The following is a 17,202-nucleotide window of genomic DNA, read 5'->3' on the forward strand; positions in this document are numbered from 1 at the left end:
GCTCATCCTCCATTTGTTTTCAAACGCCGGTCAATGCCTGGCTGCTTCAAAGACGTTACGGGGGAGCGTGAGCCGACAATGCCGGTCAGAATTTTCAGCGAAAAGTGATCAGAGATCGATGATCGTGCCGCGGCCGTCGTTCCAGACGCGCATCTCGCGCTTTCCATCGGCGCGGGCGCGGACGGGAGCGGGCTTCATCTTCATCGAAAGGGCGCGGCCGACCATAAGCACGGTCAGGATGCCGCCAACGGCGAGCGTGACCGAGAAGGTGAGGAGCAGCATAGCCACAAAAACGGTGGCGCCGGCAAGCATGAAGAAGATGGAGCGAATGTTCTGCATTGGTTTGAAACCTTTCTAAGGAAAGGAATGTGGTCCTTCTTTTTCCTCTCTGCAAGTCAAGCATGGCTTTTTGTTGTCTTGCCGGGCTTTGTGAAGCTTGGCACTAATGGCCCATGAGCCGAACACCACCTCTCCGTTCCTTGCGTCTGCGCCGCTCTGTGCTGAGCGTACCCGCCATCAATGTGCGGGCGCTTAGAAAGACCCATTCCCTTGATTGCGATGCGGTAATTTTCGATCTTGAGGATTCCGTCGCGCCTGAAAAAAAGGCGGAAGCACGCGACAATCTGAAGACGTTTTTTGCGGGACCGCCACTCGAGGGCAAGGAAAGGATCATCCGTATCAACTCTTTGTCATCCGGCTTCGGGCTGGCGGATCTGGAACTGGTCAAGGCGCTGTTGCCAGATGCCGTTCTGCTGCCGAAGGTGGACGAGCCGCAGGATGTCACTGATATCAGCGATCCTCTTGCCGATGCGGATGTGCCGGAGGAGCTGCGCATCTGGGCGATGATCGAAACGCCGCGCGGCGTGCTGAATGTCGCAGCCATCACCGAATCCGGCCGCACGCCGGGATCGCGGCTCGATTGCCTCGTCGTCGGCCTCAACGACCTGCGCAAGGAAACGGGTGTTTTGCCGCTGCCGGGGCGGACCTATCTTGTACCCTGGCTGATGCAGGTCATTCTGGCGGTCAAGGCCTACGGGCTCGATGCGCTGGACAGCGTGTTCAACGATTTCCGGGATGGCGAAGGTTTCGATGCCGAGTGCGGGCAGGGCCGCGCCATGGGCTTTGCGGGCAAGATGCTGATCCATCCGGCGCAGATTACAGCCGCCAACCGGCATTTCGGGCCGAGCGCGGAAGAAATCGCGGAGGCTGAGGCTATCATCGCCGCCTTCGCCGATCCGGCTGCCGAGGGGCTGAACGTCATCAATGCGGACGGGCGGATGATCGAGCGGCTGCATCTTGTCCAGGCCGAGGCTCTGGTTCATAAAGCGCACCTGATTTCTGCAAGAAAGCCCGCCTGATGAAACTCTACCGCTTCCTGACCGGTCCCGACGACGCTTCCTTCTGCCACAAGGTGACGGCGGCGCTGAACAAGGGCTGGTTAATGTCCGGCTCGCCCACCTATGCCTTCAACGCTGCGACCGGCCAGATGCAGTGCGGCCAGGCTGTCGTCAAGGAGGTCGAGGGCAAGGACTATGACCCGGACATGAAGCTGTCCGAGCAATAGGTCAGCGTTCAGCAGCCTCTTCGGCGCTTGCCTCGATGCGTTCCATGTCATCGTCGCTGAGGCCGAAGTGGTGGCCGATCTCATGGATCAGCACATGGGTGATGATGTCACCCAGCGTCTCGTCGTTTTCTGCCCAGTAGTCGAGGATCGGACGGCGATAGAGACGAATGCGGTTCGGCATCTCGCCGGTTTCCAGGGTGAAACGCTCCGAAATGCCGCGGCCCTCGAAAAGACCGAGCAGGTCGAAAGGTGTTTCCAGCGCCATATCCTCGAAGACTTCGTCATCGGGAAAGTCTTCGATTTCGATGGTCAGATTGGTCGTCAGCTTGCGAAATTCGTCCGGCAGATGGCTGTAGGCCTCCATTGCCAGCGACTCGAAGGTGCTGATCGTCGGCGCATGGCGGTCCCCCCAATCATCGCTCTGGTCTATGCGGGCCATTAATATTCCTTCCTTTGCGGCCCATATAGAACCTTTATCGCCGATTTTCGAGTGCGGAATCAAAGGCAGGAATAAATTCTTATAAAATGGCCGTTGACTCTTCATTAGAGCTCTGGAATCTATAAGAACATAACAGGAACAATACGGATGGAGAGAACGCCATGGCGCAGACCGCCCTGGCGCGCGAGCGGCTTTTTGCGCTCCGCGAAACCATTGCCCGACTGGAGGGAAAACCCGCACCGGCGCTTGCCGCGGCGGAACGGGAAGCCTTTGCAGAAGGGCGTGAGAGGCGGCAGGAGCGCATTCTGCCACGCTTGCCTTTCGGTGTGGGATTACTCGATGACGCCTTGGAAGGCGGCCTGCAGCTCGATGGGATTACCGAGTTCCGCGCGGCAGGCTCCCGCGGTGCGGGAGCGGCAAGCGGCTTGGCGATGGCCGTTGCAGCACGGCTGCAGAGGCAGGAGGAGGATGCCGGCAGGCTGCTGCCGCTGCTCTGGATCGGTGATGCCGTTGGCACACTGGAGGCGGGTCGCCCCTATGCTCCGGGGCTGAAGGATTTCGGGCTGAAGCCGGAAAGGTTTTTCCATGCCGCGCCGCGCAAGCTGGAGGATGCGCTCTGGCTGGCGGAAGCGGCCATCGAAAGTGCTGCCTTCTCGGCTGTCGTCTTCGAAATGCGCGGCAATCCCTTGCATTTCGGCCTGACCGAAAGCCGGAGGCTCAGTCTCAGGGCGCGCGCCGTCCGGCGTCCGCTCTTTCTCGTCCGCCAGGCCGGGGAGGAGGAGGCGAGCAGCGCTGCCTTCCGTCTGCATGTCGAGCCGGCGCCGTCTGACCTGCGATCGTTGCCGGATGGATCAAAATTTTCCGGCAGCATCGGCAATCCGATTTTCCGTCTTACGCTGGAGAAGAGCCGCAATCCGGCCCCGCTCTCCTGTCTTCTGGAGTGGAACCCCCATGAACGCGAATTTCTCCCCGTCGACGAACCAAGCTTCGCTCGCCCTCCAGGCGAACAGTCAGCGCATTCTGGCGCTCAGCTTTCCACATCTGGCGACGGACCGCATCGCACGCAGGCGATGGGGTCTCTCCTGGCGTTCGAAAGGGCGTCCTGAAGCGTCACCGATGGTCTGTTCGGGCAAGCTCAACAATGCCATGCGGCTGACGGCGCTGGACGAGTTTGCCGAGAGGCTGGGGCTGAGGAAGGAACAGGGMGTTGCCGAAGCGCGCGCCATGTATCCAGCGCTCGATGTCGTGGAAGAGGATCTGGCGGCCGACCGCCGGCTGCTGGAAGCGATCGCCGACTGGTGCGACCGATATACACGGATGGTGGCGCTCGATGGCAAGGACGGGCTATTTCTCGACATTACCGGCTGTGCCCATCTCTTCGGCGGCGAAAAGGCGCTTCTGAGGGATATCCTGTCGCGGCTCTTCCATATGGGGCTCGATGCGCGTGGCGCGATCGCCTCATCACCGGGCCTTTCCTGGGCTGTCTCCCGCTTCGGACAGGGCGGCGTGGTGGAGGATGAGGAGACGGAGCGCATGCTGATGCCGCTGCCTGTCGCAGCCCTTCGACTGGAAGGTCAGACCGTCGATGCCCTGAAGAAGCTCGGCCTCAAATATATCGGCGATATCGTTCATGCGCCGCGGGCGCCGCTGACCCGCCGCTTCGGATCGACACTGCTTCTGCGCCTCGATCAAGCACTGGGGCGCGAGGAGGAGCCGATCTCCCCCCGGCTTCCCATCGCCAGCCTGTCGTCCGAACGCCGCCTGGTCGAACCGATCGGAACGGAAGAACAGATCCTTGCTGTCACCGGCCAGATCGCCGTGTCGCTGAAACCGTCGCTGGAGGCGCGTGGAGCCGGCGGGCGAGTGTTCGAGCTGGTGCTGTTTCGCGTCGACGGCAGGGTTTTCCGCATCTCCGTCGGCGCCTCGCAGCCGCTTCGCGAGCCCAAACTCGTTGCCGGCCTGTTTTCCGAGCGGCTGCAAGTGATCCATGACGATCTCGATGCCGGCTATGGCTTCGAGATCCTGCGCCTGAATGTGCTGCGGCATGATCCGTTCAACGAGACGCAGGGTGATTTCGAGGGCGACCGGGAGGGGGAGATCTCGCTTTCGAGCTTTGTCGACCGTGTTGCGGCCCGGCTCGGTGCGGACTGCCTGCAAAGCTTCCAGCTTCGCGAGAGCCATGTGCCGGAGCGCGCCGTGATCACGGTGCCGGCAATGGAGAGCCTTCCTGCACGGCGCAAGGCAGAGCAGGAAAGCGCGCTTCCTTTCCGTCAGGAGCGCCCCTTGCGGCTCTTTGCAACACCGGAACCTGTCGAGGTCGTGTTTGCCGAAGTGCCTGACGGTCCGCCGCAGATTTTCCGCTGGCGACGTCTGCAGCATCAGGTGGCAAGAAGTGAAGGACCGGAACGGATCGCCATGGAATGGTGGATCGACGGAGATGGTGCCGAGGCGCGCGACTATTTCCGGATCGAGGATGAGACCGGGCACCGCTTCTGGATCTATCGCCGAGGCTTCTATGGTCAGGAACTCGATCCCCGCTGGTTCATGCATGGGGTCTTTGCATGAGGCCCGAATCCGCATTCTTTGAGATCGGCACGAGGACGAATTTCTCGTTCCTCGAAGGCGCGTCGAAGCCGGAAGAGATGGTCGTGCAGGCCGCTTACCTGAAGCTCGGCGGCCTCGGTATTGCAGACCGGAATTCGGTTGCCGGCGTGGTGCGAGCACATGCGCAGGCAGAGCAGCTTGAGGAGAGATACAAGAACAGAGATGAAATTCTGGCCCAGGCGAAGAAGGAAGGAAAAAAGGAGGTGATCCTCGATCCTATCCGGGTTCAGCTGGGCGCCCGCCTCGTCTTTTGCGATGGAACGCCTGATATCCTTGCCTATCCGCGCAACCGGCGAGGTTGGGCAAACCTTTGTCGCCTGCTCAGCGCCGGCAACCTGAAGGAAGAGTCGGTCAAGGGAACCTGCATCCTGACGGAAGCAGAGCTCATGGAATGGGGCGATGACATGATGCTTGCTCTCGTCCCCGAGCGAGCCATTGTGAATGACATCACCAAACAGCCGGAATTCGAAGATTATCTCGAGCGGTTTCGCAAACGCTTTCGCAAGGCATTTTTCATGGCGCTGTCGCCGGCCTATGACGGTCGTGATCGGCAGGCTTTTGCGGTGCTTGCCATGCTTGCCGCTCGAAATCGCGTGCCGCTGATTGCAAGCAATCAACCGCTCTATCACCACCCCGAGCGCCGACCGCTTTCGGATATCGTCATCGCAATCCGGGAGCATGTGGAGATATCGAAAGCCGGATTCCTTCTAGCGCCGAATGGAGAGCGGTATCTCAAGGATTCACGTGAAATATTGAGGATCTTCCGGGATTACCCTGACGCGGTTGAGAACACGCAGGTCTTTTTCGGCAAGCTGAGCTTTTCGCTGAACGAGCTAAAGCACAATTATCCACCTGAAAATGATCCCGGTGAAACGCCGCAGGAGACTCTCGAAAGACTGACAAGAGYGGGTGCGGTAAAACGTTATCCTGATGGTGTTCCTGAAAAAGTGGCGAAACAGATCGATTACGAACTGAGGCTCGTCGGCGACAAGAACTACGCCTCCTACTTCCTGACGGTTCACAGGATCATTCACCACGCCCGCCATGTGCTCGAAGTTCTGTGTCAGGGGCGAGGGTCGGCGGCTAATTCGGTTATCTGCTATTGCCTAGAAATTACTGAAGTCGATCCTCAAAAGAGCACGCTCCTCTTCGATCGTTTCATTTCAATGGATCGGGACGAACCGCCGGATATCGACGTGGATTTCGAGCATGAGCGGCGGGAAGAGGTGATTCAGTCTATTTATAAAAGATACGGCGTTGATCATGCCGGGCTGACGGCTGCCGTCACCAGCTATCGCACTCGCTCGGCTGGCCGTGAGGTCGCCAAGGCTTTTGGCCTATCGGAGGATGTTCAGTCGGCGATCAGCAGCCTCGTCTGGGGCTGGTCGGAGGACAACCTCTCGGAACGAGACGCGAAGGCGGCCGGCCTCGATATCAAGGATCCGGTGACACGAAACGTACTGAAATATGCATCTGAGCTTCTGAGTTTTCCACGGCACCTTACCCAGCATGTCGGGGGTTTCGTCATCACGCGTGACCGGCTCGATGAGGTTGTGCCCATCATGAAGACGGCAATGCCGGATCGCTATATGATTGAATGGGATAAGGATGATCTCGACAACGTCAAAATCCTCAAGGTGGATGTCCTGGCGCTTGGTATGCTCACCTGCTTGCGCAGAGCTTTCACGCTGCTTGAGCTGCATTACGACGTGAAGAAAACACTCGCCGATCTCGGCCATAAGGAGCACGGAGAGGAGGGCGAGCCGGTTTACGATATGATGGGCCGGGCCGACACACTAGGCGTCTTCCAGATCGAAAGCCGGGCGCAGATGAGCATGCTGCCGCGCCTGAAGCCTAGGGTGTTTTACGACCTTGTCATTGAAGTGGCGATCGTCCGGCCGGGACCGATCCAAGGCGACATGGTGCATCCCTATCTGAAACGCAGAGAGCTGCGGAATAAAAATCTGCCAATCGAATATCCAAGCGATGAGCTGAAGACTGTTCTTGAAAGAACCCTAGGGGTTCCGCTGTTTCAAGAGCAAGCCATGCAGATCGCAATCACCGCGGCGGGTTTCAAGCCAGCAGAAGCCGACCGGCTTCGTCGGGCAATGGCGACCTTCAAAAGGACTGGCACTATCGGCAATTTCGAGCAGCGATTCATCGATGGAATGACGGCAGATGATCGCTACACAAAAGAGTTTTCCCAGCAATGCTTCAACCAGATCAAGGGCTTCGGCGAGTACGGGTTCCCAGAAAGCCATGCCGCTTCCTTCGCGCTGCTTGTCTACGCTTCCTCATGGCTGAAAGCCTACTATCCCGACGTCTTCTGCGCGGCGATGCTGAATTCGCAGCCGATGGGGTTTTATGCGCCGGCACAGCTGGTACGGGATGCGCGTGAGCATGGTGTGAAAATCCTACCGGTCGACATCAATCACTCGGACTGGGAGTGCACACTGGAAACGGCGGCCTTCGACCGGTCGGCTGTCGATTTCCGCCATGGCGAGATGCGAGGTGTCATCAAGACCCGTCATGCTGTGCGGCTCGGTCTTCGGCAAATCAAGGGCGTTTCCTCTGATGATATGAAGCAGCTCGTCAAAAAACGTGATGACAAATACCACTCAGTGCGTGACCTCTGGCTGCGTTCCGGCTTGCAAAAGTCCGCCATCGAGCGGCTGGCAGATGCGGATGCCTTCCGGTCCATCGGGCTATCGCGACGTGAGGCGCTTTGGGCGGTCCGGGCACTGGATGTGAAGAGCGCGACCGAGGAACTGCCGCTCTTCGAACAGGTTCGCCATATCGACCTCCAGCCCGAGCCTGCTGCAAAGTTGCCGGACATGCTGCCGGGAGAGCAGGTCATCGAGGATTACCGCTACCTGTCGCTGTCTTTGAAGGGGCATCCCGTTTCCTTCCTGCGCGAGGAATTTCGCAAGGCAGGCGTGACGCGCAATGTCGATCTGCTTCGAGTCCCAAATGGACGGAGAGTCACGATTGCAGGGCTGGTGCTGGTGCGCCAGCGGCCGGGCTCGGCCAATGGCGTGATCTTCATGACGCTGGAGGACGAAACCGGTGTTGCCAATGCGATTGTGTGGTCAAAGATGTTCGACAAATATCGCTCGGTCGTCATGGGCGCGCGGCTGGTGAAGATCTATGGCCGCCTGCAAAGCCATAGTGGTGTCATCCATACCGTCGTCGAACATATCGAAGATATGACACCGCTGCTCGGCATCCTTCAGCGGGAGACGAAACGCTTCGGCGTTAGCGAGCGTTCGGATGAGGTCTTGCGGCCAACCCAGGATCATAGACAACAGAAAAAAGTGGATGCACTGGCAAGAGAGGGGTTGGTCAGAAAGATCGCAGACGGGCGCTCGTCGGAGAGGGGTAGGGGTGGCGATATCGCCGAGACGGCAAGCGTAATGCCGCGTGGCCGCAATTTCCACTGACACGCCCTTGAATCCCCGATCGTCATCTTTCTCAAGAGCTTAGGCATAGGCTCACCGGCGTGTGATCGTTGACTGCGGAACAGTGAACGGTTTCGATTGCGAATTTTCTTGACAGTTCCTATCTTCTTTTGCAGAAAACACGATAGTAAGTGTCATGTTTGGAATGAAGACGTGCTCGTCTGCAGTTGCAACTACATAACCGACAAGGAAATCCGGGAGGTTATCAACAACCTTCTCGATGAGGATTGCTGGCAGCTTATCGTGCCTGCGAAGGTCTATCACGCCATGGCCAAGCGTGGCCGTTGCTGTGGTTGCTTCCCCAATGTTGTCGATATCATCATCCAGACAACCGAAGATTATCACGCCCGTCGCCACTCGACGGAGACCGAAATATTTGATTTCATGTCTCGCTTGAAACAATTCCACGAGGAAAACAGGAGAGCGGACATTGAAAGGCGACAAAAAAGTCATCGAGCGGCTTAACGAGGCCCTTTTTCTAGAACTCGGCGCAGTCAACCAGTATTGGGTTCACTATCGTCTCCTCGAGGACTGGGGTTACACCAAGCTCGCCAAGAAGGAACGTGCCGAATCGATCGAAGAAATGCATCATGCTGACCGTCTGGTCGCGCGTATCATCTTCCTCGAAGGCCATCCCAATCTACAGACACTCGCGCCGCTGCGCATCGGTCAGAACGTCAAGGAAGTTCTGGAGGCGGATCTTGCCGGCGAATACGACGCCCGCGCCGCTTACAAGAAGTCGCGTGACATCTGTCATGACGCCGGCGACTACGTTTCCATGAAGCTTTTCGAAGAACTGCTGGCAGACGAGGAAGGTCATATCGACTTCCTCGAAACGCAGCTCGACCTGCTCGGAAAGATCGGTGAAGGGAAGTACGGTCAGCTCAACGCGGACTCGGCCAACGAAGCCGAATAACCTGCCATTGGCGATGGAATTTCAGCCGGCCGCCCTTAAGGCGGCCGGTTTCATTTGGGAGACTTGATCCGCCGCTTTGGCCGATCGCTCAATCCTCGGGGATCAGGCCGGGGAGGTGCCTGAATTCCGACACCACGCGCTCATAGACGGCACGCTTGAAGGGAACGATCAGGCCGGGCAGGTGTTCCATCGGCTTCCATTCCCAGGCGTCGAATTCCGGCTCATGGCCGCCGGGCGGCGGGTTGATGGCGATCTCATTTTCGTCGCCCTCGAAGCGGAAGGCGAACCAGCGCTGCGTCTGGCCGCGGTACTTGCCCTTCAGGCCGATACCGATCAGTTGCGGGGGCAGGTCGTAATTGATCCAGTCCTTCGCCTCGGCGAGCAAGGTCACGGTCTTGATGCCGGTTTCTTCATAAAGCTCTCGATAGGCCGCCTCCAGCGGGTCTTCGCCCTTGTCGATGCCGCCCTGCGGCATCTGCCAGAGTTGGGGAGAGCCGTCATATTCGGAATTGCCGTCGGGAATGCGTCGTCCAGCCCAGACCAGGCCCTCACGGTTCAGGATCATCACGCCGACGCAGGGGCGATAGGGCAGATCCTCGGCTCTTACGGTCGCCTGGCTCATGGGTTTCTCCGCTCAGGGATTCTTGGGGTCATTGACGAGTGCTGCAATGCCGACAATCTCGATGCCGCGCATGGTCGCTTCCTCGCTCCATTTGGAGATCGCGTCAATGCTCTCGTCGAAAGCCGAGGCGACGCCGATCGCCTGGCCATTACGGCGGGCGATGCGCTCAAGTTCATCGAGCTTCTGCAGGATGGTGTTCACATCGACCTGACTGTCCAATTGCAGATCGGCGAAGGCGTAAGGAAGCTCCGTGCCCTTGGCGACCACGGCGGTCTTGGATTGCGCCGAAGTGCCGTCGTCGAGAAAGAGGAGACCGCGCTTACCAATGTCCCGCATGACCGGTTCCATGGCCTTGGGATCGGAGAGGAAACGTCCGCCCAGATAGTTCATGATGCCGGTATAGTTGGTGATCTCGCCCATCGCCCGGTGCAGGCTTTCGATATTCCTCGTCACGGGCTTCGACGTCAGCAGCGTATCCGGTCCCGGATCGTTAGCTGGATAATCGAACGGCTCCAGCGGCACCTGCAGCAATATTTCATGGCCGCCGCGCCGCGCATCCTRCATCCAGCGCTGCAGGCTGTTGCCGCTGGCGGCAAAGGCAAAGGTGATTTCTTCCGGCAATTGCTTTATGGCGCGCTGCGTGCCAGTCTGGCTGAGACCGAGGCCGCTGAGGACGATTGCTATGCGGGTGCCGCGCGTGCCGGACCATGGCCGCGCATATTGATCCATCGCCCGCTGGCCATCAGGACCTGTGATCGGTAGGCGGCCGAAGGGCGTATCTTCAATGAGATTGTCGTTGGGGATGGCCGCCATACGCGGATCCTGTCCCCTCTGCGTGGCATCGACCAGAACCGGGCCGCTGCCGTCGCGTGGACGAGGGCTGTATTTGGTGACGACGGAACCGTCGCCGGTCACCATGTGCTCTACGTTGGCGCCGGATTGCGGCTCGGAACGCGGTATGCCGTTTGCAGCCTGATTGCCAGATGCCTGCGGCTCCTGGATCGTATCGGTCGGCGGCGCGGCAGACCTGTCCTGCGATGCCGGAGGCTTCGACTGTTCGAGGCCATCATTGCGAAATGCCGTGTAAAGGGAAAAGCCGCCAATCGCGACAAGACAGACGCTCGCGGCAATCTGTCCGATCCGCAATATGCCTGGGCGCTTTCGCGTGGCCTTGCGGTTGCGGCCTAGAGGTGCATGCAGGTCCGTTCCCAATTCGTTGCCACTCCAAAACCGGGAAACAGCAGAAAGCCTCAAGGCCGGGCGGGTGCCCGGCCTTGAGAACGATGAATTACTTGGCGACGACGGCCTTCTCCGGGTCCGGTGGGAAGGACGGGTCAGTCTTYTTGCCGCGCAACAGATCGAGCGCGTAGTTGAGCTGTACGTCATCCTTCGGATCCGGCGGGACGTAGGCAACCGAGCCCGAACCTTCGTCAGTCTCGCTCTGGCCCTTGATGTGACCGCGCAGGCTGGATTCGCCTTCGGTTACCATCTTGCCCTGCAATTCCTGGGGCAGCGGCTCCTCGACCTTGATGTCAGGCGTGATGCCGGTGCCCTGGATCGAGCGGCCCGACGGCGTGTAGTAGAGCGCCGTCGTCAGGCGCAACGCGCCGTTTTCGCCAAGCGGAATGATCGTCTGGACCGAGCCCTTGCCGAATGAACGCGTGCCGAGAACGGTGCCACGGCGCAGATCCTGCAGGGCGCCGGCGACGATTTCCGATGCCGAAGCCGAGCCGCCGTTGATGAGGACGATCAGCGGCTTACCATCCGTCAGATCGCCCGGGCCAGCGTTGAAGCGGCGGGTTTCGTCCGGATTGCGGCCACGGGTGGACACCACTTCGCCGCGCTGCAGGAAGGCGTCCGAAACGTTGATCGCCTGATCGAGCAGACCGCCGGGGTTGAGACGCAGGTCAAGGACGAAGCCCTTGAGCTTGTCGGCCGGAACGGTCGCTTTGATCTTCTGGATCGCCTTTTCGAGGTCTGGATAGGTCTTCTCGGTGAAGGAGATGACGCGCAGGTAGCCGACATCATCTTMAACGCGCGACTTGACCGCCTGAACGGCAACGACGTCACGTACGATCGTCAGTTCGATCGGCTTGTCGGCGCCCTTGCGGATGAGCGTCAGCTTGATCGGCGTGTTGACGGCGCCGCGCATCTTCTCGACGGCGTCTTCGAGCTTCAGGCCGCGAACGGACTGGCCGTCGATTTCCGAGATGTAGTCGCCGGCTAGAACGCCGGCTTTGGCAGCCGGGGTGTCGTCGATCGGGGTGATGACCTTGACGAGCTCGTCTTCCATGGTGACTTCGATACCGAGGCCGCCGAACTCACCCTTGGTCTGGGTGCGCATGTCTTCGGCGTCCTTCGCATTCATGTAGCTGGAATGCGGATCGAGCGAGGAAAGCATACCATTGATGGCGCTTTCGATCAGCTTGTCCTCGGCCGGCGGCGTCACATATTGCGCACGTACGCGTTCGAAGACATCACCGAATACCGAAAGCTCCTTATAGGTCGATGCTCCCGCCGCCTCTGCAGGCACACCTGCCGAGTAAATGACGCTCATGGCGGTCGCGCCCATCAGTGCGCCGACCAGAACAAGAGAAGCCCTACGAATCATTGCGTGCCTTTCCAGTGTCTTTGGCGGTCCACCACGGTCGGGAATCGACCGGTTTACCGTCCTTTCGAAACTCAATGTAAAGCGTTGGCCGATCTGTTTCCAGCGCCAATGCTGTTGCGCTTGCCACTCTTTTCGCACCCATCACGGCCAGGGGCTCCCCGGAGAAAACAAATTTTCCCTGACGGGTGTTGATCGTATCCATGCCTGAAAGAACCAGGTGGTATCCGTTGCCAGCGTCGAGGATGATCATCTGGCCATAGCTGCGGAAAGCACCGGCAAAAACCACCAGCCCATCAGCAGGGGCCGTCACCACCGTTTCCGGGTTGGTCGCGACCGTCATTCCCATGGCCTCGTGTCCGGTGCCGTCGGCATCGCCGAACTGACGCAGAGTATCGCCTGCCACAGGCAGCTCCAGTTTCGCCTTCAATTCTCCGAAGGGATATGCGGGCGCAATGCGGTTTTTATCGGGCACACCGCTGTCGGCAAGGGCCTTTGCCTGGGCGCGCTGTTCGTCCGTCAGAAGCTTGCGGTTCTCCTCCGCCTGTCGGGCGGCGGCCGCGGCGTCGCGCACCGACGCGATCTCCGTCTCCATCGAGGCGACGAGGCTTTCCAGTGTGGTCGCTTTGCTCGCCAGCTCCTCTGAGCGCTGCTTTTCGGCTCCCAGCTCCGCTGCGTTGGAGCGGCTCAGCTTGTCGTTTTCGGCAAGCAGCAGGTCCATGCGCCGTTCCTCCTCCAGGCTGTTTGCCATGGTGGTGGTCAGGCCTTCCTTCTCCTTGGCGCTTGCCGTCTGCAGTGCTGCAAGGCCGGCAAGATCAGCCGCCAGCTTTTCCGTCTCGTTGCGGATGCCCGGCACTACTGCGCCAAGCAGAATGGCGCTGCGAACGGAGGCAAGTGCATCGTCGGGGCTGACGAGAAGGGCGGGCGGCGGGTTGCGGCCCATGCGCTGGAGAGCGGCGAGAACCTCAGCAAGGACGCCGCGACGTTCGTGCAGCGAGCGGCGGATGCCGTCTTCCTTGACGCCGAGCTCAGCGAGCTTCTTTTCGCTTTCGAGGATCTTGCCTTCCAGGGATTTGCGCCGCGCAGCGGATTCGATCAGCGCCTGGCGGATGCTCGCGGTGCTCTTTTCCAGATTGCCGATGCTGCTTTGAAGCTCGGTCACCTTGTCGGAGGAAAGGCTGATCGTCTTCGACAGCGCTTCCAGCTGGGTTCTCGTCTCGTCGCGCTTCTTCGCAAGTTCAGCGGCAGGATCAGGCGGCTGCTGTTCGGCGGGTGTTGCGGGAGCAGCTGTTTCGGCAGCGGCAGGCGGTGGCGGAGCATCCTGCGCCATTACAGCAAAGGGGTTTCCCGAAATGGCAATGCTGGCCGCGCCGAGCCCTGCGGCAACGGCCGGCAGGAACAGGCGGGATCGCTTGGGGGCAGCTCTCGTCATGCGTGTCGGGGTTTACTCGTTCAAATCGCCCGGAACCTAAGCTGATTTGGGGCTGTTGACCAGAAAGTTTGAAGGAGAAGGGGCCGGGACGCAAAACACGGCTGCGTGACCATTTTCGGCTGTATCAGACGCGATGATAGGGGTGGCCGGACAGGATGGTGACAGCGCGGTAGAGCTGTTCGGCAATCAGCGTGCGAACAATCTGGTGCGGCCATGTMATCTTGCCAAGGCAGATCGTCATGTTGGCCCGGTCGTAGAGGGAAGGATCAAGGCCGTCGGCGCCGCCGATCGCGATCGTCAGGTCGCGCTTGCCCTGATCGCGATAGCCACCCAGAAGATTGGCGAAGGCTTCGCTGTCCAGCGCCTTGCCGCGTTCGTCGAGGAGAACGAGGATACTGCCTTCGGCAAGCGATTTCAGCAATATTGCCGCTTCCTCACGCTTGCGGGTCTCCGCATTTGAAGCGCGGCTTTCGGCCACTTCGGCGATACGAGAAAATTCGAGGCCGACGGCGGGACCGGCCTTCGCAAAACGGTCGAAATAACGGGCCGCAAGATCCTTTTCGGGGCCGGACTTCAGCCGTCCCACCGCAAAAAGACCAATCCGCATTCCTCCGCTCCTGCTATGCCGCGCTTTAGAAGCGCAGCGTGGACTTTCCGGCCGGCTATCGAAAGCCGGCCCGGTCAGTTAMCACGTTTCAGGCGCCGGACGAATGCCTGGCTGCCTGTCAGTGCCGGGTTTCTTCGTCCATATCCGGAGCCGCCCACATCTTTTCGATGTTATAGAACTCGCGGATTTCGGGACGGAACACATGCACGATGATGTCACCGGTGTCGATCAGGATCCAGTCACCACCTTCCTGACCTTCGACGCGGGCAGTACCGAAGCCCTCGTCCTTGAGATCAGTCAGAAGATGATCGGCGATCGCCATGACATGCCTGTTCGAGCGGCCGGAGACGACAACCATGTAGTCTCCCAGCGCCGATTTTCCGGCAATGTTTATGGTGACGATATCTTCAGCTTTGGAATCCTCGAGGCTCACGAGGACGGCGTCCAGAGCACGGGCAGCGGCATCGGCGCCACGTTCTGCACTCTTCGGGATAACGGCCAGCGTTTTTCCCTTGGCGTGTACTGTTGTCAGTGCTTTCCCTTTCCTGGAATGACAAACCATGCACAACACAGATCCGATAGAACCGGATCATGGTTAAGATAGGCATCAAACTATTAATGTTTCAAGACGCGGCGCAGCGCGCGAACGGCCGAAAGCCGTATTTGGCGTCACGAAATCGAGATTTCGACCCTCGGTCGAGATGGAGGGGCTGTGTACAGCGTCAGCGGTCGGGCGTAAAGTGTCGCTGACTTCTGCAAATCCCGATCGATATGACCGAAACCACCAAAAATCCGCTCACACCCGTCCTGCGAATCACCTTCCCCGACGACGATCGCCTCGGCCACGGCAAGATGGAACTGCTCGAGCATATCCGCGAGACAGGTTCGATCTCGGCGGCCGGTCGGGCAATGGACATGTCCTATCGCCGCGCATGGATGCTGGTTGCCGAGATGAACCGCATGTTCAAGGCCCCGGTGGTGGAGTCGCAGCGCGGCGGCCAGAAGGGTGGGGGAGCGGCGCTGACGCCATTCGGGGAGGAACTGCTGGCGCGCTTTCGCGAAATGGAAGAGACGGTGCGCGCCAGCCTTGCCGACGATCTCGTCTGGCTGCAGAACAACCGCAATCTGCAGCACGAAGGCCAAAGCTGATCAGCCTTCCAGCGCAACCGTCTTGATGACCGCGAAGGCCGCCATGCCAGGATGCAGGCCCAGGCGCTCGCAGGACAACGCGGTAATGCGCGAAAGTATGGCGTCGCCTGTGCAATCGAGGCGGATCTCGACAGTACCCTCCTCCACCGGCGACACCTGCGTGATGGTTCCTGCCAAAATGTTGAGAGCGCTCAATCCTTCCGGCTTCTGTGTTGCCAGCATCACGTCGCGCGCGGGGATKCGGATGCGCACAGGCTTTCCAGCAGCAGGCGCGACACCTGGAACATAGAGTCTGCCCGCCTTCAGCAACACCGTTGCGATTCGGTTGGCCGGATCGACGCTCTCGACCGTGCCCTCCAGCACGGCACCGGCTTCCTTTCGGTCCTCCGGAAGAAGTGACGAACGGCTGAGGACATCCACAGCGGGGCCGGCCGCTTCGACCTTGCCGTCGCGCATGACGACGACCTTGTTGGCCAGGCGGGTTACTTCGGCAATCGAGTGGCTGACATAGACGATCGGAATATCCATCTCGTCGCGCAGGCGCTCGAGATAGGGCAGAATTTCGGCCTTGCGGGCTTCGTCCAGTGCTGCCAGCGGCTCGTCCATCAGAAGCAGACGGGGTGAGGAAAGAAGTGCACGGCCAATCGCCACACGTTGCTTCTCGCCTCCCGACAGCTTTGAAGGGCTGCGGGCGAGCAATTGACCGAGGCCGAGCAGGTCGACGACGCGATCGAAATTTTCGGCGCGTGTGGATTTCGGCGCGAACCAGCGGCCGTACGAGAGGTTCGCCCGGACGCTCAGGTGCGGAAAGAGCCGCGCTTCCTGGAAGACATAGCCGAAACGGCGCCGGTGACGGGGAATAAAGGTACCCTTTGCCGTATCCATCAGCACCTCGCCACCAAGCAGGACACGACCTTCTGCCGGTCGGGTGAGGCCGGCGATGATGCGGATCATGGAGGTCTTGCCGGAGCCGGATCGCCCGAACAGCGCCGTCACGCCGCGCTCGGAGGTGAAGGCGGCGTCGAGTGCGAAGGCGCCGAGACGATGTCTTGCTTCGACGATGAGCGTCATTCCGGATCGATCCTCCGGCCGGCGAGATGGGCAAGAAATTCCGAAGCGAGGAGCGCGAGCATGGAAATGACGATGGAAACGAGGGTGAGCCGCATGGCATTCGCATCGCCGCCCGGCACCTGTGTAAAGGTATAGATGGCCGCAGACAGTGTCTGCGTTTCGCCCGGGATATTGGAGACGAAGGTGATGGTGGCGCCGAACTCGCCCATCGCCTTGGCAAAGCAGAGGATCATGCCGGCAATGATGCCGGGAATGATCAGGGGCAGCGTGATGGTCAGGAAAACCCATGTCGGGCTCGCGCCGAGTGTACCGGCCGCCTCCTCGAGCTTGCGGTCGACGGCCTCGAGGGACAGGCGGATGCTGCGCACCATCAACGGAAAGCCCATAACGCCGCAGGCKAGCGCCGCACCCGTCCAGCGGAAGGAGAGCACGATACCCAGATATTGATCCAGCAGGCTGCCGATCGGGCCACGCCGGCCGAAAAGGATGAGGAGGATGAAGCCGGTGACGACGGGTGGCAGGATCAGCGGCAGGTGAACGATGCCGTTCACTATGGACTTGCCCCAGAAGCGGCCGCGGGCGAGCAGCAGGGCGATGAGGATGCCGAGTGGCAGGCCCGCCACCGTGGCGACGAAGGAAATGCGCAGGCTGAGCAGGATTGCCGTCAACTCCTCATCGCTCAAGCCGAACATATTCAAACGTTGTCTTCTCCCGAAACATCGAAGGCCCGCC

The 17,202-nt window shown here is 59.9% G+C and carries 18 protein-coding genes; 8 read left to right on the forward strand and 10 right to left on the reverse strand.

Features of this window, described 5'->3' with window-relative positions:
• Positions 1–108: 108 nt before the first annotated feature.
• Entirely contained in the window at positions 109–339 is a 231-nt protein-coding gene (locus tag AC1DNW_RS11995; RefSeq protein WP_113310222.1) for a hypothetical protein, read from the reverse strand.
• Positions 340–452: 113 nt separating this feature from the next.
• Between AC1DNW_RS11995 and AC1DNW_RS12000 the strand changes: the two genes are divergently transcribed.
• The gene (locus AC1DNW_RS12000; protein WP_113310221.1) at positions 453–1,358 is read left to right on the forward strand and encodes an HpcH/HpaI aldolase/citrate lyase family protein; all 906 of its coding nucleotides are present in this window, start codon (positions 453–455) and stop codon (positions 1,356–1,358) included.
• Positions 1,358–1,564, forward strand: coding sequence for a DUF1737 domain-containing protein (locus AC1DNW_RS12005; RefSeq protein WP_113310220.1), 207 nt, complete (start codon positions 1,358–1,360; stop codon positions 1,562–1,564). Before AC1DNW_RS12000 ends, AC1DNW_RS12005 begins: the two co-directional genes overlap by 1 nt.
• Position 1,565: 1 nt before the next feature.
• Here AC1DNW_RS12005 and AC1DNW_RS12010 read toward each other — a convergent pair whose 3' ends face one another.
• Complete coding sequence (locus tag AC1DNW_RS12010) at positions 1,566–2,003, reverse strand: metallopeptidase family protein (RefSeq protein ID WP_113300799.1); 438 nt, start codon at positions 2,001–2,003, stop codon at positions 1,566–1,568.
• A 161-nt stretch (positions 2,004–2,164) separates the two neighbouring features.
• On the opposite strand from AC1DNW_RS12010, the gene AC1DNW_RS12015 reads away from it, so the two are divergent.
• From AC1DNW_RS12015 to bfr, 5 genes are all read left to right on the forward strand, one after another.
• Positions 2,165–3,109, forward strand: coding sequence for an ImuA family protein (locus AC1DNW_RS12015; protein WP_477852789.1), 945 nt, complete (start codon positions 2,165–2,167; stop codon positions 3,107–3,109).
• A gap of 10 nt (positions 3,110–3,119) precedes the next feature.
• Positions 3,120–4,568, forward strand: coding sequence for a Y-family DNA polymerase (locus AC1DNW_RS12020; RefSeq protein ID WP_477852855.1), 1,449 nt, complete (start codon positions 3,120–3,122; stop codon positions 4,566–4,568).
• Positions 4,565–8,047 (forward strand): error-prone DNA polymerase, encoded by a 3,483-nt coding sequence (locus tag AC1DNW_RS12025; RefSeq protein WP_477852791.1) that lies wholly within the window; start codon positions 4,565–4,567, stop codon positions 8,045–8,047. Before AC1DNW_RS12020 ends, AC1DNW_RS12025 begins: the two co-directional genes overlap by 4 nt.
• A 96-nt stretch (positions 8,048–8,143) precedes the next feature.
• Positions 8,144–8,530, forward strand: coding sequence for a (2Fe-2S)-binding protein (locus tag AC1DNW_RS12030; protein ID WP_113310217.1), 387 nt, complete (start codon positions 8,144–8,146; stop codon positions 8,528–8,530).
• Complete coding sequence (gene bfr / locus AC1DNW_RS12035) at positions 8,496–8,981, forward strand: bacterioferritin (RefSeq protein ID WP_113300795.1); 486 nt, start codon at positions 8,496–8,498, stop codon at positions 8,979–8,981. Before AC1DNW_RS12030 ends, bfr begins: the two co-directional genes overlap by 35 nt.
• 88 nt (positions 8,982–9,069) lie before the next feature.
• Here bfr and AC1DNW_RS12040 read toward each other — a convergent pair whose 3' ends face one another.
• From AC1DNW_RS12040 to rsfS, 6 genes are all read right to left on the reverse strand, one after another.
• On the reverse strand, positions 9,070–9,603 hold the full coding sequence (locus AC1DNW_RS12040) for an RNA pyrophosphohydrolase (RefSeq protein ID WP_477852792.1): 534 nt from the start codon (positions 9,601–9,603) through the stop codon (positions 9,070–9,072).
• A gap of 12 nt (positions 9,604–9,615) precedes the next feature.
• Entirely contained in the window at positions 9,616–10,815 is a 1,200-nt protein-coding gene (locus tag AC1DNW_RS12045) for a divergent polysaccharide deacetylase family protein (protein WP_477852793.1), read from the reverse strand.
• 76 nt (positions 10,816–10,891) lie between these two features.
• On the reverse strand, positions 10,892–12,214 hold the full coding sequence (locus AC1DNW_RS12050) for a S41 family peptidase (RefSeq protein WP_477852795.1): 1,323 nt from the start codon (positions 12,212–12,214) through the stop codon (positions 10,892–10,894).
• Positions 12,204–13,613, reverse strand: coding sequence for a murein hydrolase activator EnvC family protein (locus tag AC1DNW_RS12055; protein ID WP_113310250.1), 1,410 nt, complete (start codon positions 13,611–13,613; stop codon positions 12,204–12,206). The genes AC1DNW_RS12050 and AC1DNW_RS12055 overlap by 11 nt, the downstream gene beginning before the upstream one ends.
• A 154-nt stretch (positions 13,614–13,767) precedes the next feature.
• Entirely contained in the window at positions 13,768–14,250 is a 483-nt protein-coding gene (rlmH, locus tag AC1DNW_RS12060; RefSeq protein ID WP_477852797.1) for a 23S rRNA (pseudouridine(1915)-N(3))-methyltransferase RlmH, read from the reverse strand.
• A 118-nt stretch (positions 14,251–14,368) separates the two neighbouring features.
• Positions 14,369–14,812: a ribosome silencing factor gene (gene rsfS / locus AC1DNW_RS12065; protein WP_113300790.1), complete on the reverse strand. Its 444-nt coding sequence runs from the start codon at positions 14,810–14,812 to the stop codon at positions 14,369–14,371.
• A gap of 209 nt (positions 14,813–15,021) precedes the next feature.
• Between rsfS and AC1DNW_RS12070 the strand changes: the two genes are divergently transcribed.
• Positions 15,022–15,399 carry a winged helix-turn-helix domain-containing protein gene (locus AC1DNW_RS12070; protein ID WP_113300789.1) on the forward strand — a complete coding sequence of 126 codons (378 nt, stop codon included), beginning with the start codon at positions 15,022–15,024 and terminating at the stop codon, positions 15,397–15,399.
• Here the strand turns inward: AC1DNW_RS12070 and modC are convergent, their stop codons facing one another.
• On the reverse strand, positions 15,400–16,470 hold the full coding sequence (gene modC / locus AC1DNW_RS12075; protein WP_113310214.1) for a molybdenum ABC transporter ATP-binding protein: 1,071 nt from the start codon (positions 16,468–16,470) through the stop codon (positions 15,400–15,402).
• Positions 16,467–17,168 carry a molybdate ABC transporter permease subunit gene (modB, locus tag AC1DNW_RS12080; RefSeq protein WP_477852799.1) on the reverse strand — a complete coding sequence of 234 codons (702 nt, stop codon included), beginning with the start codon at positions 17,166–17,168 and terminating at the stop codon, positions 16,467–16,469. Before modB ends, modC begins: the two co-directional genes overlap by 4 nt.
• Positions 17,169–17,202: the final 34 nt, after the last annotated feature.

This window comes from Rhizobium sp. 05L429, assembly GCF_056397645.1.